The 14,675-nt window shown below is 59.4% G+C and carries 12 protein-coding genes and 1 tRNA gene; 6 read left to right on the forward strand and 7 right to left on the reverse strand.

The annotated features are described in order from the left end of the window. Positions 1-55: 55 nt before the first annotated feature. From ACGJAX_RS19870 to hutH, 6 genes are all read right to left on the reverse strand, one after another. Complete coding sequence (locus tag ACGJAX_RS19870) at positions 56-727, reverse strand: amino acid ABC transporter permease (RefSeq protein WP_090322622.1); 672 nt, start codon at positions 725-727, stop codon at positions 56-58. Beyond that, a complete protein-coding gene (locus tag ACGJAX_RS19875; RefSeq protein WP_090322620.1) occupies positions 724-1,383 on the reverse strand; it encodes an amino acid ABC transporter permease in 660 nt (219 codons plus the stop codon). Before ACGJAX_RS19875 ends, ACGJAX_RS19870 begins: the two co-directional genes overlap by 4 nt. Before the next feature lie 73 nt (positions 1,384-1,456). Beyond that, positions 1,457-2,293 (reverse strand): transporter substrate-binding domain-containing protein, encoded by an 837-nt coding sequence (locus tag ACGJAX_RS19880; protein WP_090322617.1) that lies wholly within the window; start codon positions 2,291-2,293, stop codon positions 1,457-1,459. A gap of 130 nt (positions 2,294-2,423) precedes the next feature. Continuing rightward, a complete protein-coding gene (locus ACGJAX_RS19885) occupies positions 2,424-3,800 on the reverse strand; it encodes an FAD-linked oxidase C-terminal domain-containing protein (protein ID WP_390955820.1) in 1,377 nt (458 codons plus the stop codon). Positions 3,801-3,804: 4 nt separating this feature from the next. After that, positions 3,805-5,001: an alpha-hydroxy-acid oxidizing protein gene (locus ACGJAX_RS19890; RefSeq protein ID WP_390955821.1), complete on the reverse strand. Its 1,197-nt coding sequence runs from the start codon at positions 4,999-5,001 to the stop codon at positions 3,805-3,807. Between the two features lie 77 nt (positions 5,002-5,078). Continuing rightward, the gene (hutH, locus tag ACGJAX_RS19895; RefSeq protein WP_390955822.1) at positions 5,079-6,608 is read right to left on the reverse strand and encodes a histidine ammonia-lyase; all 1,530 of its coding nucleotides are present in this window, start codon (positions 6,606-6,608) and stop codon (positions 5,079-5,081) included. Positions 6,609-7,024: 416 nt separating this feature from the next. Here hutH and ACGJAX_RS19900 point away from each other — a divergent pair, with 416 nt between their 5' ends. From ACGJAX_RS19900 to ACGJAX_RS19925, 6 genes are all read left to right on the forward strand, one after another. Further along, on the forward strand, positions 7,025-7,996 hold the full coding sequence (locus tag ACGJAX_RS19900) for a 2-oxoglutarate and iron-dependent oxygenase domain-containing protein (RefSeq protein WP_390955823.1): 972 nt from the start codon (positions 7,025-7,027) through the stop codon (positions 7,994-7,996). A gap of 245 nt (positions 7,997-8,241) precedes the next feature. Beyond that, positions 8,242-11,136, forward strand: a complete 2,895-nt coding sequence (locus ACGJAX_RS19905; RefSeq protein ID WP_390955824.1) for an EAL domain-containing protein — start codon at positions 8,242-8,244, stop codon at positions 11,134-11,136. A gap of 93 nt (positions 11,137-11,229) precedes the next feature. Next, positions 11,230-11,766, forward strand: coding sequence for a dihydrofolate reductase family protein (locus ACGJAX_RS19910; protein ID WP_090322603.1), 537 nt, complete (start codon positions 11,230-11,232; stop codon positions 11,764-11,766). 314 nt (positions 11,767-12,080) lie between these two features. Continuing rightward, positions 12,081-12,154, forward strand: a tRNA-Cys gene (locus tag ACGJAX_RS19915). Between the two features lie 266 nt (positions 12,155-12,420). Continuing rightward, positions 12,421-12,876, forward strand: coding sequence for a hypothetical protein (locus ACGJAX_RS19920; RefSeq protein WP_247257443.1), 456 nt, complete (start codon positions 12,421-12,423; stop codon positions 12,874-12,876). A gap of 151 nt (positions 12,877-13,027) precedes the next feature. Beyond that, positions 13,028-13,930 (forward strand): universal stress protein, encoded by a 903-nt coding sequence (locus ACGJAX_RS19925; protein WP_390955825.1) that lies wholly within the window; start codon positions 13,028-13,030, stop codon positions 13,928-13,930. 109 nt (positions 13,931-14,039) lie between these two features. Here ACGJAX_RS19925 and ACGJAX_RS19930 read toward each other — a convergent pair whose 3' ends face one another. Further along, a complete protein-coding gene (locus ACGJAX_RS19930; RefSeq protein ID WP_390955826.1) occupies positions 14,040-14,537 on the reverse strand; it encodes a BCAM0308 family protein in 498 nt (165 codons plus the stop codon). Between the last annotated feature and the right edge of the window lie 138 nt (positions 14,538-14,675).

Genomic DNA, 14,675 nt, shown 5'->3' on the forward strand with positions numbered 1-14,675 from the left:
GATTCGTTCAATACGGATGAGTGTGGTGCAGCAGTCGGTGTCGAATGGAGGTGGCTCATTGCGGCTGCTTCTGCATGAATCGCCCTACGCGTACTTCCAGCAGCATGCCCAGCCGCGAGCAGGCTTCCACCAAGAGCAGGTAGCCGATGCACAGCACCAGCAGGGTTTCGACAAAGGCGAAGGTTTCCGAGCCAATGCCGGTGAGGACCATCGTCAGTTCGGGGATGGTGATGATCGACAGCACGGCGGTTTCCTTGCACAGGATGGTGATCAGATTGACCAGCGCGGGCAGGATGATCACCAGCATTTGTGGGATCTGGATGCGCGTGATGCATTGCAGGCGGGTGATGCCCAGGCAGTCGGCGGCTTCCAGTTGCCCGCGGGCGACGGATTCAAAACCGGTACGGAAAATTTCCGCGAAATAAACACTGCCATAAATGCCCAAACCGAGGATGCCGGCCGGAATGGGGTCCAGGCTCAAACCGAAAGACGGGCCGCCGTAGTACACCAGGAACAACTGGACCAGAAACGGCGTACTTCGAATCATCTCGATGAACACTCGCAACGGCGCGCGCACCAGGCTGTTGCCGAACAGTTGCGCGACGGCAATCAATAAGCCCAGCAATAGACCCAGTGCGACACCGGCGGACCAGGTGCCGAGCGTAACCATGAAGCCCTGGCCGATGTCGGCGAGGTGATGGGTGATGATCGTGGGGTCGAAGATCATGCCGTGCGCTCCTTCAGATGGCGTTCCAGCAGGCCGCCGAAGAACGCCAGCGGGATGTTGATCAGGCAATAGAAGCCGGCCAGCATCAGGTAGTCCTGAACGAACATGTAGTCGCTGGCCGCAATGTTCTGCGCTGTGCGGGTCAGGTCGGCCAGACCGACCACCGACACCAGCGACGAAGCCTTGATCAGCAGGATCATTTCATTGACCAGTGCCGGCAGGGTCAGGCGCACGGCTTGAGGGACGCGAATGCGCACCAGCATTTGCCCTGAACTCAGACCCAGCAGACCGGCCGCTTCCAGCTGACCGCCGGGGATGGCGAGAAAGCCACCACGCATGATTTCAGCGATATAGGCACCGGCCGCCAGGGACAGCCCGATCACCGCCGCCACCATGGGCGAAACGTTGGGCAGGCCGATACGCGGCAGGAAGTAATAGATGAACAGCAGTTGCACCAGCAGCGGTATGCCACGGAACACGAATATATAAGCTCCCCCCAAACGTCTGAGCAGCGGCAGGGGGGAAAGACGCAGGCTGCCCACAATAACGCCGATGACAAAGCCGATGGCCAGTGCCGCGACGGAAATCTCGAGGGTCACCAGCAGGCTGTCCAGTAGAAGGGGCAGGTTTTGCAGCAGTAAAGGCCAATCGAACATCGTCGTGCCTCCAGTGGATAAATCGCCGGCTCGGCTGAGCCGGCGATCCGTTCATGAACCCTGCAATCCTTGTTTACCAGGTGGGCTCGAAGTCGGCTTTTGGCACGTCCATCTCGGTACCCAGCCATTTCTTCTGCAGGGCGGCAAGACGACCGTCTTCGTGCATTTTCAGCATGGCGGCGTCGAGAGCGGCGATCAGGCTGTTGGCGTCGTCATCCTTGCGTCCCAGGTAGGCGAAGTAGGATTTCTTGCCAAAGGGAGGCATCACCACTTTGTACTTGTCCGGGTGTTGGGCGGCGACGTAGGAGATGTTCGGCAGTGAGTTGGCGACGGCGACGATGCGCTTGGTCCCCAGTTCTGCGTAGGCCTGGTTGTTGTCGATGTATTCACGCACATCGACCTTTTTCGGCAGGGTGGCAGCGAAGGTTTTCAGTTCTTCGAGTTGCGCCGAACCTTTGCCGGCGCCCACGACTTTGCCGGCGATGTCTTCAGGTTTGCTGACGGGGCTGTCCTTGGCGCTGACCAGCAACGCTACGGTTGCCTCGGCGATCGGCATGACAAAGTGGTAACGCTCCTTGCGTGCCTTGGTCACGATGATAGGACCGGCGACGATGTCGAATTTCTTGGCTTCCAGCCCTGGCAACACACTCGGCCATGGCAGGTCCATGAACCTGACCTTGACCCCCAATTCTTTGCCCAACTGCTCGAACAGCTCGGAGTTCAGGCCTTTCTGTTTACCGTTCTCGGTGAAGTCGAAAGGCGCAAATTGCAGTTCGGTGCCCACCACCAGTTCGCCGGATTTTTTCACGTCGGCGAGTTGATCGGCCTGGGCCGCCATGCAGGCGCCAGTCAGGGCCAAAGCGATACACAGGCTGTTGAATTTTTTACTGAACAGAGAATCGAGTTGCATGGTGTAACTCCTTCATCAGGTGCAGTGAGGCTTATGGTGTGTGTGTTGGTTCTGGTTATGTGTTGCAGGTAAATCAATGCTGCTAAAGCAGTTAACGTGCCACTGCGGTATATACAGCTTGAATCGTCACTCAACCGAGGATTTTTCCCGGGTTGAGGATGCCCTTGGGGTCGAAGCAATCCTTGAGTTGCTGCATCGCCTGGCGAGCCTCGGGGCTGACTGAATGGTGGAGAAACTCGCGCTTGAGCAGGCCGATGCCGTGTTCGGCCGAGACCGAGCCACCCAGTTCGCCGACCGCGCTGTAAACCAGCTCTTCGACCTCCAGGATGGGGGCCGGCTGAGGCAAGGAGGCGCAGTCGACAGTCAGGTGCAGGTTGCTGTCACCGATGTGACCGAAATACACGCTGTGGTTACCCGGCCAGCGTTGCCCCAGGCGCTGGCGACAGCGTTCGGCGAAGTCGCCGATCAGGCCGATCGGCAGGCTGACGTCGAAGTTCAATGGGGTCATGCGCAGGGGAAACTCGCCGGTTGCTTCACGGATTTTCCAGAGTGCCCGAGCCTGGGTCTGGGAGCTGGCCAGTACCGCGTCAACCACTTCACCGGCGGCAAAGGCCTGCTCCAGTGTTTCTTCAAGCAGGTTCCGGGGGGCGGCCGACTCGAGCAAAACATACAGCGGATGATCCAGCGACATCGGTGCGGTCGGGTTTTCCAGCCAGGAAACCCCCAGGCGGAAGAAGTCTTGCCACATCAATTCATACGCTTGCGGCGTACCGACGCTGCGTTGCACCCGGCGCAGCAGGCTGACCGCGCTGGGGTAGTCGGGCAGGGCGCAGAGCAGGGTGGTGGTTTCGCCGGGTGTCGGGGCCAGTTTCAATACCGCGCGGGTGATCACCCCAAGGGTGCCTTCACTGCCGATGAAGCACTGTTTCAGGTCATAACCGCAGTTGTTCTTGATCATTTTATTGAGCAGGTTGAGCACCCGGCCATCGGCCAGGACCACCTCCAGGCCGAGTACCAGGTCTCGGGTCATGCCGTAGCGGATGACGGCGTTGCCGCCAGCATTGGTGGCGATGTTGCCGCCGATCTGGCATGAACCACGCGCGCCGAGGTCGAGGGGAAACACAAAGCCGGCCTCGAGAACCGCTTGCTGAATCTCCTCCAGCGTAGTGCCGGCCCAGACGCTGATGGTTGCTGCCGCCGGGTCGATTTCTTCGATGCCGCGCAGGCGCTCAAGGGACAGGGCGATGTCTGTCTCGCGAGGCACTGCGCCACCGGCCAACCCGGTCATGCCGCCTTGGGGCACCACCGATTGCTCTGCCTCATTGCAGATGCGCAAGGCGCTTGCGACCTGCTCCGTGGTGCGCGGCAGCAACAGCGCGGCAGGACAGGCCGGCGCGTGGCCGGTCCAGTCGCTGTAGTGCCGTTGACTGATATCGGCACCGGTCACCACTGCGGCATCACCCAGCGCCAGGCGCAATTGTTCGAGGGTCTGTTGCAAATCGTTCATCGGTTCAACTCACGGTGAAGGAGGTGGAGGGCGTCGCGGACAACTGGCGACGGTGGAGCTGGTTCAGGTCGGGTGTTCCGAGCAGTGACAGGGCCAGGCGCAATTCTTGTGCAAGCAGGTCGAGCGCATGTCCGGCACCTGCCTGCCCGCCGACTGCCACTCCATACAAGGTAGCGCGCCCGAGCAAAACCGCGTCAGCACCCAGAGCGCAGGCTTTGAGAATGTCGGTGCCACGGCGGATGCCACTGTCGAGCAATAGCGTGAGCTTGCCTTTGGCGACGGCGGCAATCGCTGGCAGGCAGTCGATGCTTGCAGGGACTCCATCGAGTTGCCGGCCGCCGTGGTTGCTGACCACCACGCCATCAAGACCCAGTGCGATGGCTTTCTCGGCATCCATCGGGTGCAGCACCCCTTTGAGCAACAACCGTTGTGGCCAGCGGTCGCGTAAGCGGGCGAGGGCATCCCAATCGAGACCGGTGTCCATTTGCGAGCCGATGAAATGGGCAGCACCTTCGATAGTGCGTTTCCCGGATGGCAGATAGCGTTCGATGTTGCCCAGATTTGGCAGGCCATGTGGCCAAAGCGTCTGGGCCATCCACCGTGGATGATTCAACACGTCGAGCTTGTTGCGCAGGCTTAGTTGCCGGGGGCGGATGAAGTTTCGTTTGTCCCACTCCCGGTTGCCCAGCAGTACCGCGTCGCTGGTCAGCAACAAGGTCTTGCAGCCCACGGCGGCCGCGCGCAGGAGCAGGTCTTCCTGGACCTTTGGGTCACGCAGGCAATAGAGCTGGAACCAGAGATTCACCTCCGGCACCGCCGCGACCACTTGCTCCAGAGAGCTGGTGGAAACGGTACTCAGGGTAAAGGGCAGGCCGCGCTCCGTTGCAGCGCGGGCCAGGTGAATATCGGCATCGCGATAAAGCATGGCGTTGTAGCCGGTGGGACCGATCGCCATGGGCAACGGCAGCTCTCGACCAAACAGCAAGCGCTGAGGGTGCGTTACCGAGCAGGGCACCAGGGTCTGCGGCAGCAGGGCAATGTCCGCGAAGCCTTGACGGTTGCGGCGCAAGGTCAATTCTTCTTCGGCACCACCCTCCAGGTATTCCCACGCGAAATGCGGCAAGCGTCGGCGGGCCATCACTGCCAGCTCGGCAATGCTATGGGCTCGACGATAGTCCGGGCCTGAATAATAGCGGCGCATGGCATATCCCATCGGCTACGTAAGAGTCGGCGTTCGCCGCAACAAGGCGGCGAACGGGTTCAGCTCAGTTGTACGAATCAGGCATACAGGCGTTCTGCGGGCAACCAGCGAGTGAACGCCGCGTTCTCGACCCAGGCTCGTGCCGTGGCGATATCCGGGGCGAAATAGCGATCTTCATCGTAGTGAGCCACTTCACGGCGAATCATCGTCAGCACCTCTCTGAGTTTTTCCGAAGTCTGCAATGGCGCATGCAAATCCACGCCCTGAGCTGCGCCCAGCAGTTCGATCGCGACCACCGCACTGCTGTTGCCGGCCATGTCCAGCAACCGACGTGCCGCAAAAGTCGCCATCGAGACATGATCTTCCTGGTTGGCTGAGGTTGGCAGGCTATCGACTGACGCTGGATGCGCCAGGGTCTTGTTCTCCGAAGCGAGGGCGGCAGCGGTGACCTGGGCGATCATGAAGCCGGAGTTCAGGCCGCCTTCGCGCACCAGAAAGGCCGGCAGGCCCGACAGTGCCGGATCAACCAGTTGTGCGATTCGCCGCTCGGACAGGGCACCGATCTCGGAGATCGCCAAGGCCAGTACATCGGCGGCCATGGCCACCGGTTCGGCGTGGAAGTTGCCGCCGGAGAGCACGTCGCCGTCGGCACAGAACACCAGTGGGTTGTCCGAAACGGCGTTGGCTTCACGCAGAAAGACCCCGGCGGCGAAGCGCATGTGGTCCAGGCACGCGCCCATGACCTGAGGCTGGCAACGCAGCGAGTAAGGGTCCTGCACCCGGTCGCAGTCGCGATGGGATTCACGGATCTCGCTCGTGGCCAGCAGATCACGGTAGAACATTGCCACGTCGATTTGCCCCGGTTGTCCACGAACCGCCTGGATGCGTGGATCAAAAGGCACGTCTGAGCCCTTCAGGGCTTCCACGCTCAGGCTGCCGGCGACCACCGCTGCGCTGAACAGCTTTTCGCAGGCGAACAGACCGCGCAGGGCCAACGCCGTCGAAACCTGGGTGCCATTGATCAGCGCCAGGCCTTCCTTCGGGCCCAGCACCATGGGTTCGAGGCCGGCAATCGCCAGGCCTTCGACGGCATCCATTTCACGGCCTTCATGGCGCACCCGGCCGACGCCGATCAACACGGCGGACATATGCGCCAGTGGTGCCAGATCGCCGGAAGCGCCGACCGAGCCTTGTGACGGTATGCACGGATAAACCCTGGCGGCATAGAGCTTGCTCAGGGCCTGAATGGCTTCCCAGCGAATCCCGGAAAAGCCACGGGCAAGGGAGCCAATCTTGAGCGCCATGATCAAGCCGACACTGGCGTCATCCAATAGAGGGCCGGTGCCCGTGCAGTGCGACAGCAGGAGGTTGCGTTGCAGTTTGGCCAACGAATCGGTGGGGATCGAGGTCCGTGCCAGCAGGCCGAAACCGGTGTTGATGCCGTAGACCGTGCGCTGGTTTTCGATGATCTCGTCTACTGTACGGGTACTGGCTTCGACAACGTCGCGTGCGGCCGGGTCCAGTTCGAAAGGACTTTGCAGCTGGTAAATGGCGCGCAATTGATCGAGGGTGAGTTGACCGGGTTTGAGCTGCATCGATGCGTACATTGAGAGTGTCCTGAGGTCAGGGTGGTGGGAAACAGTGTAGCTATATGCTCCTGTATATACAGGTAAGGCAAAATGCAGGCCAACGTCACAATTCCGCTCGCCGGTCAGCGTTCCAGACCCTGTTAACCCAAGACTGAAAGACAATTACAGGCGCCTCATCGGGCAGGCCTGTAACCAAAAGTTGCACCAAATGGGAACTCTGCGCGCCCTGATGGGGCAATGGAAACAGGCGGGTAACAGATCGATTGGGATCTTTTTCTGTTATCGGAAAGTGCTTTTCGCTTTAGCCCGAGGATCGCCGTCACCTGCCTGGTTAAGCGGCACAGTAAATGCTTTATCCTGTATATACCGGTTCGTCATTCGCTGACGCACCCTGTTCTCCCACCACGGTATGCACGATGCACCCAGGAGTTAACATGACCTCTAGCGCCAATCTGCCCCTGATCGATATGTCCGGTGTCCGCGAAGGTGATCAGGCGAGTATTCGTCGAGCCGGTGACGCCATCCGGAAAGCCTGTAGCGAGACCGGCTTCTTCTACATCATCAATCACGGCGTACCGCAAACGGTGATCGACAGAGCCATGGCCGCTGCCGAGCAGTTTTTTGCCTTTCCGGTTGAGGTCAAACGCCAGGTGGCAGTGAATAACCGCCATAGAGGCTGGCATGCACTGGGTGGGGCGACCATGTATGAAGCCACCAAACCGGACTACAAGGAGTTCTTCAGTATGGGTCTTGAGCTCGCGGAAGATGATCCTTGCGTTCTTGCCGGCGAGGCCTTGCGTGGGCCGAACCAGTGGCCCGCATTCATGCCACAGCTGCGTGAGGCATTGGCCGAATACTATGAGGAAATCGGTAAGGCGGGCGCTGATCTGCTACGCGCCGTGGCGGTGGGGTTGGGAATCGAAGAGGGTTTTTTCACGGATAAATACACAAAACCGCTGCAGCGTACGCAGATGGTCTATTACCCTCCGCAGCCGCCCAAGGCTGAGGCCGACCAGTTCGGTGTGGCCCCGCACACCGATTACGGCTGCATCACGTTGCTCTATCAAGATAACAGCGGTGGTTTGCAGGTCCGCGAACTGGGCTCCAACCGCTGGATCGAAGCCACGCCGATCCCGGGTAGCCTGGTCGTGAATGTCGGGGATCTGCTGGCGCATTGGTCCAATGATCGTTTTCGTTCAACCCTGCACCGGGTGATCAACACTTCAGGTCATGAACGCTACTCCATCGCGACCTTCTACGACCCGACCTATAGCGCGGTTGTCGATCCCTGCGATCTGGGTATTGACCCGGCCCAGAGTCTGTATCCGCCGGTGGCCGCGGGAGATTACATTCTCAAGCGCATCGATGACTCGATGGCCTATCGTAAAAAAGCCAGTGCCAAGTAGAGGATCCAGTTTCTGGGGGGGGGGCGCGCAGGTTTGGACATGAGGTGATTGAGGAAGTCTCCTGAGGCCGAATGTGAGGCATGAGGCCGAGGGAGCTTCCTCCTATCAAGGAATTGCGCGCCATCGTTGGCACAAAGCGAATAAATCTATTGAAAAAAACCTCAGCAGGCTTTAAACGGAAGGCTCACTGGCATTGCCAGTAAACGGTCGGTGGGTATCGCCAGTTTTTGGCTCAGGGAGCGTTGATGGGTTTTCGTCCTTTGACAGACCTCCCGAGACAATCGAAAGGCTGCGACGTGGCCGCATCTCAACTGGAAGGGAACTCGGATACGGTCGGGATGACATACGCTGGCAACGAAGACACGATCGAACAACTGCTGGACTCAGCGCGTCACTGGGCCCACACCACCGGGTGGGCGGTTTACCGCGCCGGTGAGCAAATGCATTTGGTCGGGCAGGGCGACCCAGGGATGCAGTGGCCATCCAGCGTCGCAAACGAAGCGTTTGAAGCCTTTTGCTCGAACCGGCGCTTGCAACGCTGGCCGACCGGCAGAGGGGAAGGTGTACTGGGTTGGTTGTTGGCGCCAGTCGATGATCCTGCGCAACCGGCGCTCGCCGAGTTTGCCCTGCGCCTGGGCATTGAGCTGCAGACCAATACCCTGGCCCGTGCGCAAATTACCCAGCGCGTGCTGTATGAAATTACCTACCTGGCCAGTTCGACCCGCGATCGCTCAGTATTTCTCGTAGGGGTACACCGGCTGCTGGCCAGCCTGATCGATGCCGAGAACTTTTATCTCGCGTTGTACGACCCGCGCACGGGCAAGATTGACTACCCGTATTACGTCGACATCATCGACGTCGATGCCCTGGAGGCCGAAAACTACGAATACCTGGACCGCGCGCGCCTGTCGTTGACCGGCCAGGTATTGACCTCCGAGCAGCCATTGCTGATCGATGCCGCCGGCATCCTCGCGGCTGAGGCCGAAGGCCGATTCTATTGCGTGGGTGACCGTCCCGAGTTCTGGATGGGCGCCCCGTTGAAAAACGCATCGGATGACGTGTTTGGCATGCTCGCGATGCAGGTCTACGACGTTTCTCGTATCTACAGCGCTGAAGACCGCGCGCTGTTCCTTGTGGTGGCGCGCCACGTCGCCATGGCCCTGGACCGGATTCTGCACCGCGAGGACCTTGAAGAGACGGTGATACGTCGCACCCTCGAGCTGTCGGCAGTCAACGATGCACTGAGGCAGGAAGTGGCCGACCGGGAGCGAGCCGAGCATCTGCAGAGCGCGTTGTTCCAGATTGCAGAATTGTCCAGCCAACCGGGCGACATGGCTGAGTTGTTTCAATCCTTGCATGGCATCGTCGGTGATCTGCTGTTCGCGCAGAACTTCTACATCGCGCTGTTCGACGACGCGACCAGTGAAGTGACCTTTCCCTATTATGTCGATGAGCGGCAGACGACCTGCCCGCCGGCGCGGCGTGGTCGTCGCGGTTTGACCGAGTACGTCATTCGCCAGCGTCGACCTTGCCTGATTGACGTCGGCGAAGCTGAACGCTTGTCCGCAGTCGGCGAAATTGAAATTGCCCAGGAGTCTGTCCGATCCTACTCGTGGCTGGGCATTCCCTTGTTCGATGGCGACGTCGTGCGTGGCGTGCTTGCGGTGCAAAGCTATACCTCCCAGGTGCGTTACACCCTGCGTGACCAGGAACTGCTGACCTTTGTGTCGCGCCACATTGACACTGCACTGTCGCGACGCACGGCGGCCGAAGCGATCCATGCCGCCAACCTCAAGCTGGAAGCCCGGGTGCAGAGCCGCACCCGCGAACTCGATCACGCCAATGCCAAGTTGCAACACGAAAACTCCCACGATGCCCTGACCGGGCTACCCAATCGCACCTACCTTCAACAGCGTCTCAATCTGGCGTGGACGCGGTTCGGCAGCGAAGGCGGGCACCTGGCGGTGATGTTCATCGACCTCGACCGTTTCAAACTGGTCAACGACAGCCTCGGTCACCATTTTGGCGACCTGCTGTTGATGCAGGCCGCCCACCGTCTGCGCGGTTGCCTGCGCGACACCGACATGCTGGCTCGCCTGGGCGGCGATGAGTTTTCGGTGCTGGCGCCCGAGGCACCGCTGGATGTGTTGATCGACATCGCTGAACGGATCCTGGTGGCGTTCGACCTGCCGTTTTTCATCAATGGCCATGAAGTTTTTTCGTCCTGCAGCATCGGCATTGTCAGCGCCGACAGCCAGTTCCATCACGAGCCAGCCGACTTGCTGCGCGATGCCGACGCGGCGATGTACCGGGTCAAGAGTGCCGGGCGCGACAGCTACGCGGTGTTCAACCAGGAAGTGCGCCGTGAAGTCTCGGACCAGGTTGAGCGAGAAGGGGCCTTGCGCAACGCGCTCAAGCGTACCGACGAACTGCTGCCGTATTTCCAGCCGATTGTCAGCGTCGAAAGCGGCGAACTGTTGGCCCTTGAAGCGCTGGTGCGTTGGCATCAGCCCGGCGGCCGGGTGATCGCGCCGGGCGAGTTTTTGCCGGATTTCGAGGGCTTACGACTGATCGGGCGGCTGGATCTTTACATGCTCACCAGCGTTGCAGTGATCCTCGCACAGCCACGGCACGCCAATTGGCCGCCAGTGCACGTCAATTGCTCCAGCTACAGCATGACGCGGCCTGACTTCGCCAATGATGTACTTGCGTTGCTGGCGCGGTATCAGGTCTCGCCGTCGCGGATCTGCCTGGAGTTGACCGAAGGTGCGCTGGTTGCCGAGCCGGCGATCGCCCGACTGACCATGCAGCAATTGGCCGACAACGGCATGTCGGTGGTGCTCGATGACTTCGGTGCCGGGTTCTCATCCCTGAGCTATGTGCATCAATACCGTTTCAGCGGCTTGAAGATCGACAAGTCGTTCATCCTTGAACTGACCACCAGTGCCCGCAGTCGCGCGATCGTCCGGGCGATTGTGCGGATGGCCGAATCGCTGGACCTGAGTGTGGTGGCCGAAGGTGTCGAAGACGAGGCGACACTGGACTTGCTGCGTGAAATGGGCGCAGGGCAGGCCCAGGGTTATTATTTCGCCAAACCGATGGGGTTGGAGGCGTTGCTGGCGAGTTCGCTGATCCGTTGATGTTTCGAGGTCGGGCGGCTACAGATGTCCGGCGTGCATCCCCCAACAACCCGATCGAGCTTTACCCCTGTCCCTCAAAAAAGGCCCCTGAAGATGACCACCGCACATGTTTTCATCGCCACCAGTCTGGACGGTTTCATCGCCCGCCCCGATGGCGACATTGACTGGCTTTTGCAACGCGATGATCAGACCGAGGATCATGGCTACTCAGCCTTCATCGCCGACAAGGATGTGATCGTGATGGGGCGGGGCAGCTATGAGAAGGTGCGGACCTTCGATAGCTGGTTCTACGACCTGCCCGTGGTGGTGCTGTCCGAACAACTGGCCAATTCGCCGGTGCCCGAGGCGCTCGAGGGCAAACTGCGATTTTCCAACCTCGCTCCGAAGGAGGTAATGGCAGAGCTGGAGAGACAGGGCATGCGCCGGGTCTATGTCGATGGCGGGCAGCTGGTGCAATCATTCCTTCGCGATGGGTTAGTCGCTGATATGGTAATCACCACCGTGCCGGTGCTGATCGGGTCGGGAAGGCCATTGTTCGGTGGCCTTGAGCAAGATGTAGATTTGAAGCTGGTGTCCAGCCGCTGTTTTCCCTCGGGTCTGGTGCAGTCCACTTACCGGCTGACGCCATGATCTGCTCGAGTGATCGAAACCCGCTAATCGAGTCATAGGCTGTCATTTTCCAGCCTTGTATGGGGCCATGGGGGTGATTGCGCCGCAGCGGAAGGGGATCGCACCTCGTTGGAGTAATGAAACCAGGCCCCAGAATTTTTTTTGAAATCAAGGGGTTGCCAGCCTCAAGAAATGAGTACATAATTCACGCCATCGAAAGCACTGACCGCTGAAAAAGTTCAATGTTTTCAATGAGATAGGCACTAATCAATGTGTGGTATCTCACCCAGGTTTGTACGCATTTGTTGTTGTGCTACTGACAGCAGATGTTTTGAGGCCGAGTAGCAAAATGGTTATGCAGCGGATTGCAAATCCGCCTACGCCGGTTCGATTCCGACCTCGGCCTCCACTATTAAAAGCCCCGCAGATTAACGTCTGCGGGGTTTTTTATTGCCTTAAAAATTCATTTGTCCGCAAAACCTTGAAGACTCAGGTCCAGTGGATTCTTGTCGGCGCCAGCCGTTCAACCTGGCGGTCCCCCCCACAAACCGGATCGTTGCCAAATGGCACCGGACGTCATCCAACGATGCCCCGCTGCACGCAGGTTGATCCAGATCAAACGCCCTACGGCGATCAGCGCCATGCTTTTGATAAACATGGGCGCGAGATCCGGTCATGGCTTACGACAAACTCATCAGCGGGGTTCACGCGGTCGGGCACTGGGGCCGGGGTACCGTGCTCAGGCTGCTTCGCTGGCCAGGCACAAGGTCCTGGAAACGCGAGGCCACCATCCTGATGTCAATTTTGCTGACGCTGACGGTGGGATATCTCACGGCGTTTCGCTATGCCTCCTATACGGTGCAGGACTTGGTGGGGACATGCACTGCGCGTTTGGAGATTGAGCTTGAAGGATCCGACATGGCCCCCCTCGAAAGCGCGCTGCCTCGGTCCTTGTGCCAATGCCTGGCTCAGGCGCTTCTCGACAAGAACGGTATTGTTCGCCTGGCCATGGTCAACAGGCACTGGTTTGATCCGGTGTCCCTTGAACCGGTGACGGAAGCGGACGAGACGGTCTGCATCAATACCTTGTGGGTGCCCAATGCCGAATTGGCCACGCGCCTCACACTGTGAGTCAAGTTGTCGAAATGTTCCGGGTAGCGCCCAGGCCGCCCCTGTTCTCGCGCCAAAGAGTTGCTGCGTGCGGTTGAGCGTGGCGCATGTTGCATTTACGCAGGGATGCCGACTGTTTCATCCGATGCTGAGGTGTGAAATGTTCCTTCCAATGCGTTTGCTTTTTCTCGCCTATCCCCAGGCGGTCCACAGCGCCGGCCTGGAATATGCCGGTCATCTGGCATTGACCCTGGGTGTGCCCTTGCACCTCACGGCGTTCATCGATCCTCACGGGGCTGAGCTCGCCAGCCAGACGGGCGCAGAAAGCCCTGACATGGCACGTGAACGGGTGATGGCGCAGCGTCACCAATGGCTCAAGAGCGAAAGCATTCGCCTGCAGGCCAAGGGCGTGGAGGTCCACCCAGACGTGATCTGTTCCAGCGCGGTGGAGTGCGCTGCCTACGCGCAACGCGTCGAAGCGGACTTGATCATCAAGGACATGCAGGCGCGGCCCGGATTGTCAGCGCTGGATTGGGAGTTATTGAGTGCCAGTCCGGTCTCCGTGCTTTTCGTCCGGCCGGGGCCGATCCAGACCTGCGGCAAGTTTCTGGTCGCGGTCGACATGGCGTTTCAGGCAAAGGCTGAGGACAACGGCAATCACTCGATCATTGAGGCTGCGCGGCACCTGGCGAACGCCTGTGGTGCTGCGTTGCACCTGATCAGCGTTTACGACAGCGGTGCCAGCGATCATGGTGACCTGTCCTTGTATGAGGCCCGCAAGCGGGCATTCGATGCCTTGGCCAGTCAGCATGGTATCGCCAGTGAACATCGTCACTTCATCCCTGGTGCTCCGGCCAATGCCATTCGTTTTTACCTGCAGCGCAGTGCCTACGACCTGTTGGTCATTGGCGCGGCCAATCACCATCTGCTGGCGTCCGATATTGGCTTGACCGCTGAAGGGATTCTCGAAGGCGCCGGTTGCAGCGTCCTGGCGATCAAACTGCCAGCGGGCGCCCAATCGCCCAAAGCCGTCGAAGAGGCGCGGCAGCTGGAACCGGACTTGATCAGGAACTAGCAGGTGAATGGCGATTGCCATTTGGCTTGATTGCCCAGGGCGCCCGGTTTCAAGCAAACCGCAGCGCCAGGGCTGATCCAGGCAGGGTCAGCGACAACCATGCCTGGTGCTATTCGTCACGCTTCCAACTGACGGTCAAAACATACTCATCATCGCCGTACCGGTAGTCAGAGTCGCCATTGTAGGCGGCTTCCAGTGCATGGCCCAGGCGACTGGCAAGATGGATGCCGGTGGTGGTGACGATCAAGTCATCCCCTGAGTCGGTCATTTTGATGATGCGCTCCAGGGCATGATCGGCCTTTTCCTTTTTCTCGGTGTTTTCGATCAGGTTGATGATTTCATTGCGATGGTTGAGCAAGAAGCTGCCCGATAGCGTCAGCGTACCCGCAGGCATGTTGTCATCGATGCGTCGGCATGCCGGGCACGTCACTGATTGCGCGTCGTGGATCACCGTGTTTTCAGGGCTTTTCCAGGTCCAGTTGCCGGCATGGTAAACCGAGTCGCACTGTGGGCATTTGGCGGAACCTTCAAAGCGCTGCGAACGATAAGGGTCGTGGGTATCCGTCTTGAACAGTTGGTTTTTCTGGCTCTGTTGATACTTGTCCATGGTTTTTTTCCTCGCCTGTGAGATCGAAAAAATCCAACCGTTGTGGATTTCGCCCATCCATTGGGACTCGATTTCTGGTCGCCCGGCTTGATTTTTATCAACTCGGGGGCGAGTGCTGACAGTCGGTCTAACCGCTGC

The sequence above is a fragment of the Pseudomonas moorei genome (assembly GCF_042846945.1).
In the GTDB taxonomy this organism is placed as follows: Bacteria; Pseudomonadota; Gammaproteobacteria; order Pseudomonadales; family Pseudomonadaceae; genus Aquipseudomonas; species Aquipseudomonas moorei.

Coding starts and splice junctions, on each gene's coding strand:
- ACGJAX_RS19870 (WP_090322622.1), bottom strand. CDS start 727: ATGATCTTCGACCCCACGATCATCACCCATCACCTCGCCGACATCGGC.
- ACGJAX_RS19875 (WP_090322620.1), bottom strand. CDS start 1,383: ATGTTCGATTGGCCTTTACTGCTGCAAAACCTGCCCCTTCTACTGGAC.
- ACGJAX_RS19880 (WP_090322617.1), bottom strand. CDS start 2,293: ATGCAACTCGATTCTCTGTTCAGTAAAAAATTCAACAGCCTGTGTATC.
- ACGJAX_RS19885 (WP_390955820.1), bottom strand. CDS start 3,800: ATGAACGATTTGCAACAGACCCTCGAACAATTGCGCCTGGCGCTGGGT.
- ACGJAX_RS19890 (WP_390955821.1), bottom strand. CDS start 5,001: ATGCGCCGCTATTATTCAGGCCCGGACTATCGTCGAGCCCATAGCATT.
- hutH (WP_390955822.1), bottom strand. CDS start 6,608: ATGTACGCATCGATGCAGCTCAAACCCGGTCAACTCACCCTCGATCAA.
- ACGJAX_RS19900 (WP_390955823.1), top strand. CDS start 7,025: ATGACCTCTAGCGCCAATCTGCCCCTGATCGATATGTCCGGTGTCCGC.
- ACGJAX_RS19905 (WP_390955824.1), top strand. CDS start 8,242: ATGGGTTTTCGTCCTTTGACAGACCTCCCGAGACAATCGAAAGGCTGC.
- ACGJAX_RS19910 (WP_090322603.1), top strand. CDS start 11,230: ATGACCACCGCACATGTTTTCATCGCCACCAGTCTGGACGGTTTCATC.
- ACGJAX_RS19920 (WP_247257443.1), top strand. CDS start 12,421: ATGGCTTACGACAAACTCATCAGCGGGGTTCACGCGGTCGGGCACTGG.
- ACGJAX_RS19925 (WP_390955825.1), top strand. CDS start 13,028: ATGCGTTTGCTTTTTCTCGCCTATCCCCAGGCGGTCCACAGCGCCGGC.
- ACGJAX_RS19930 (WP_390955826.1), bottom strand. CDS start 14,537: ATGGACAAGTATCAACAGAGCCAGAAAAACCAACTGTTCAAGACGGAT.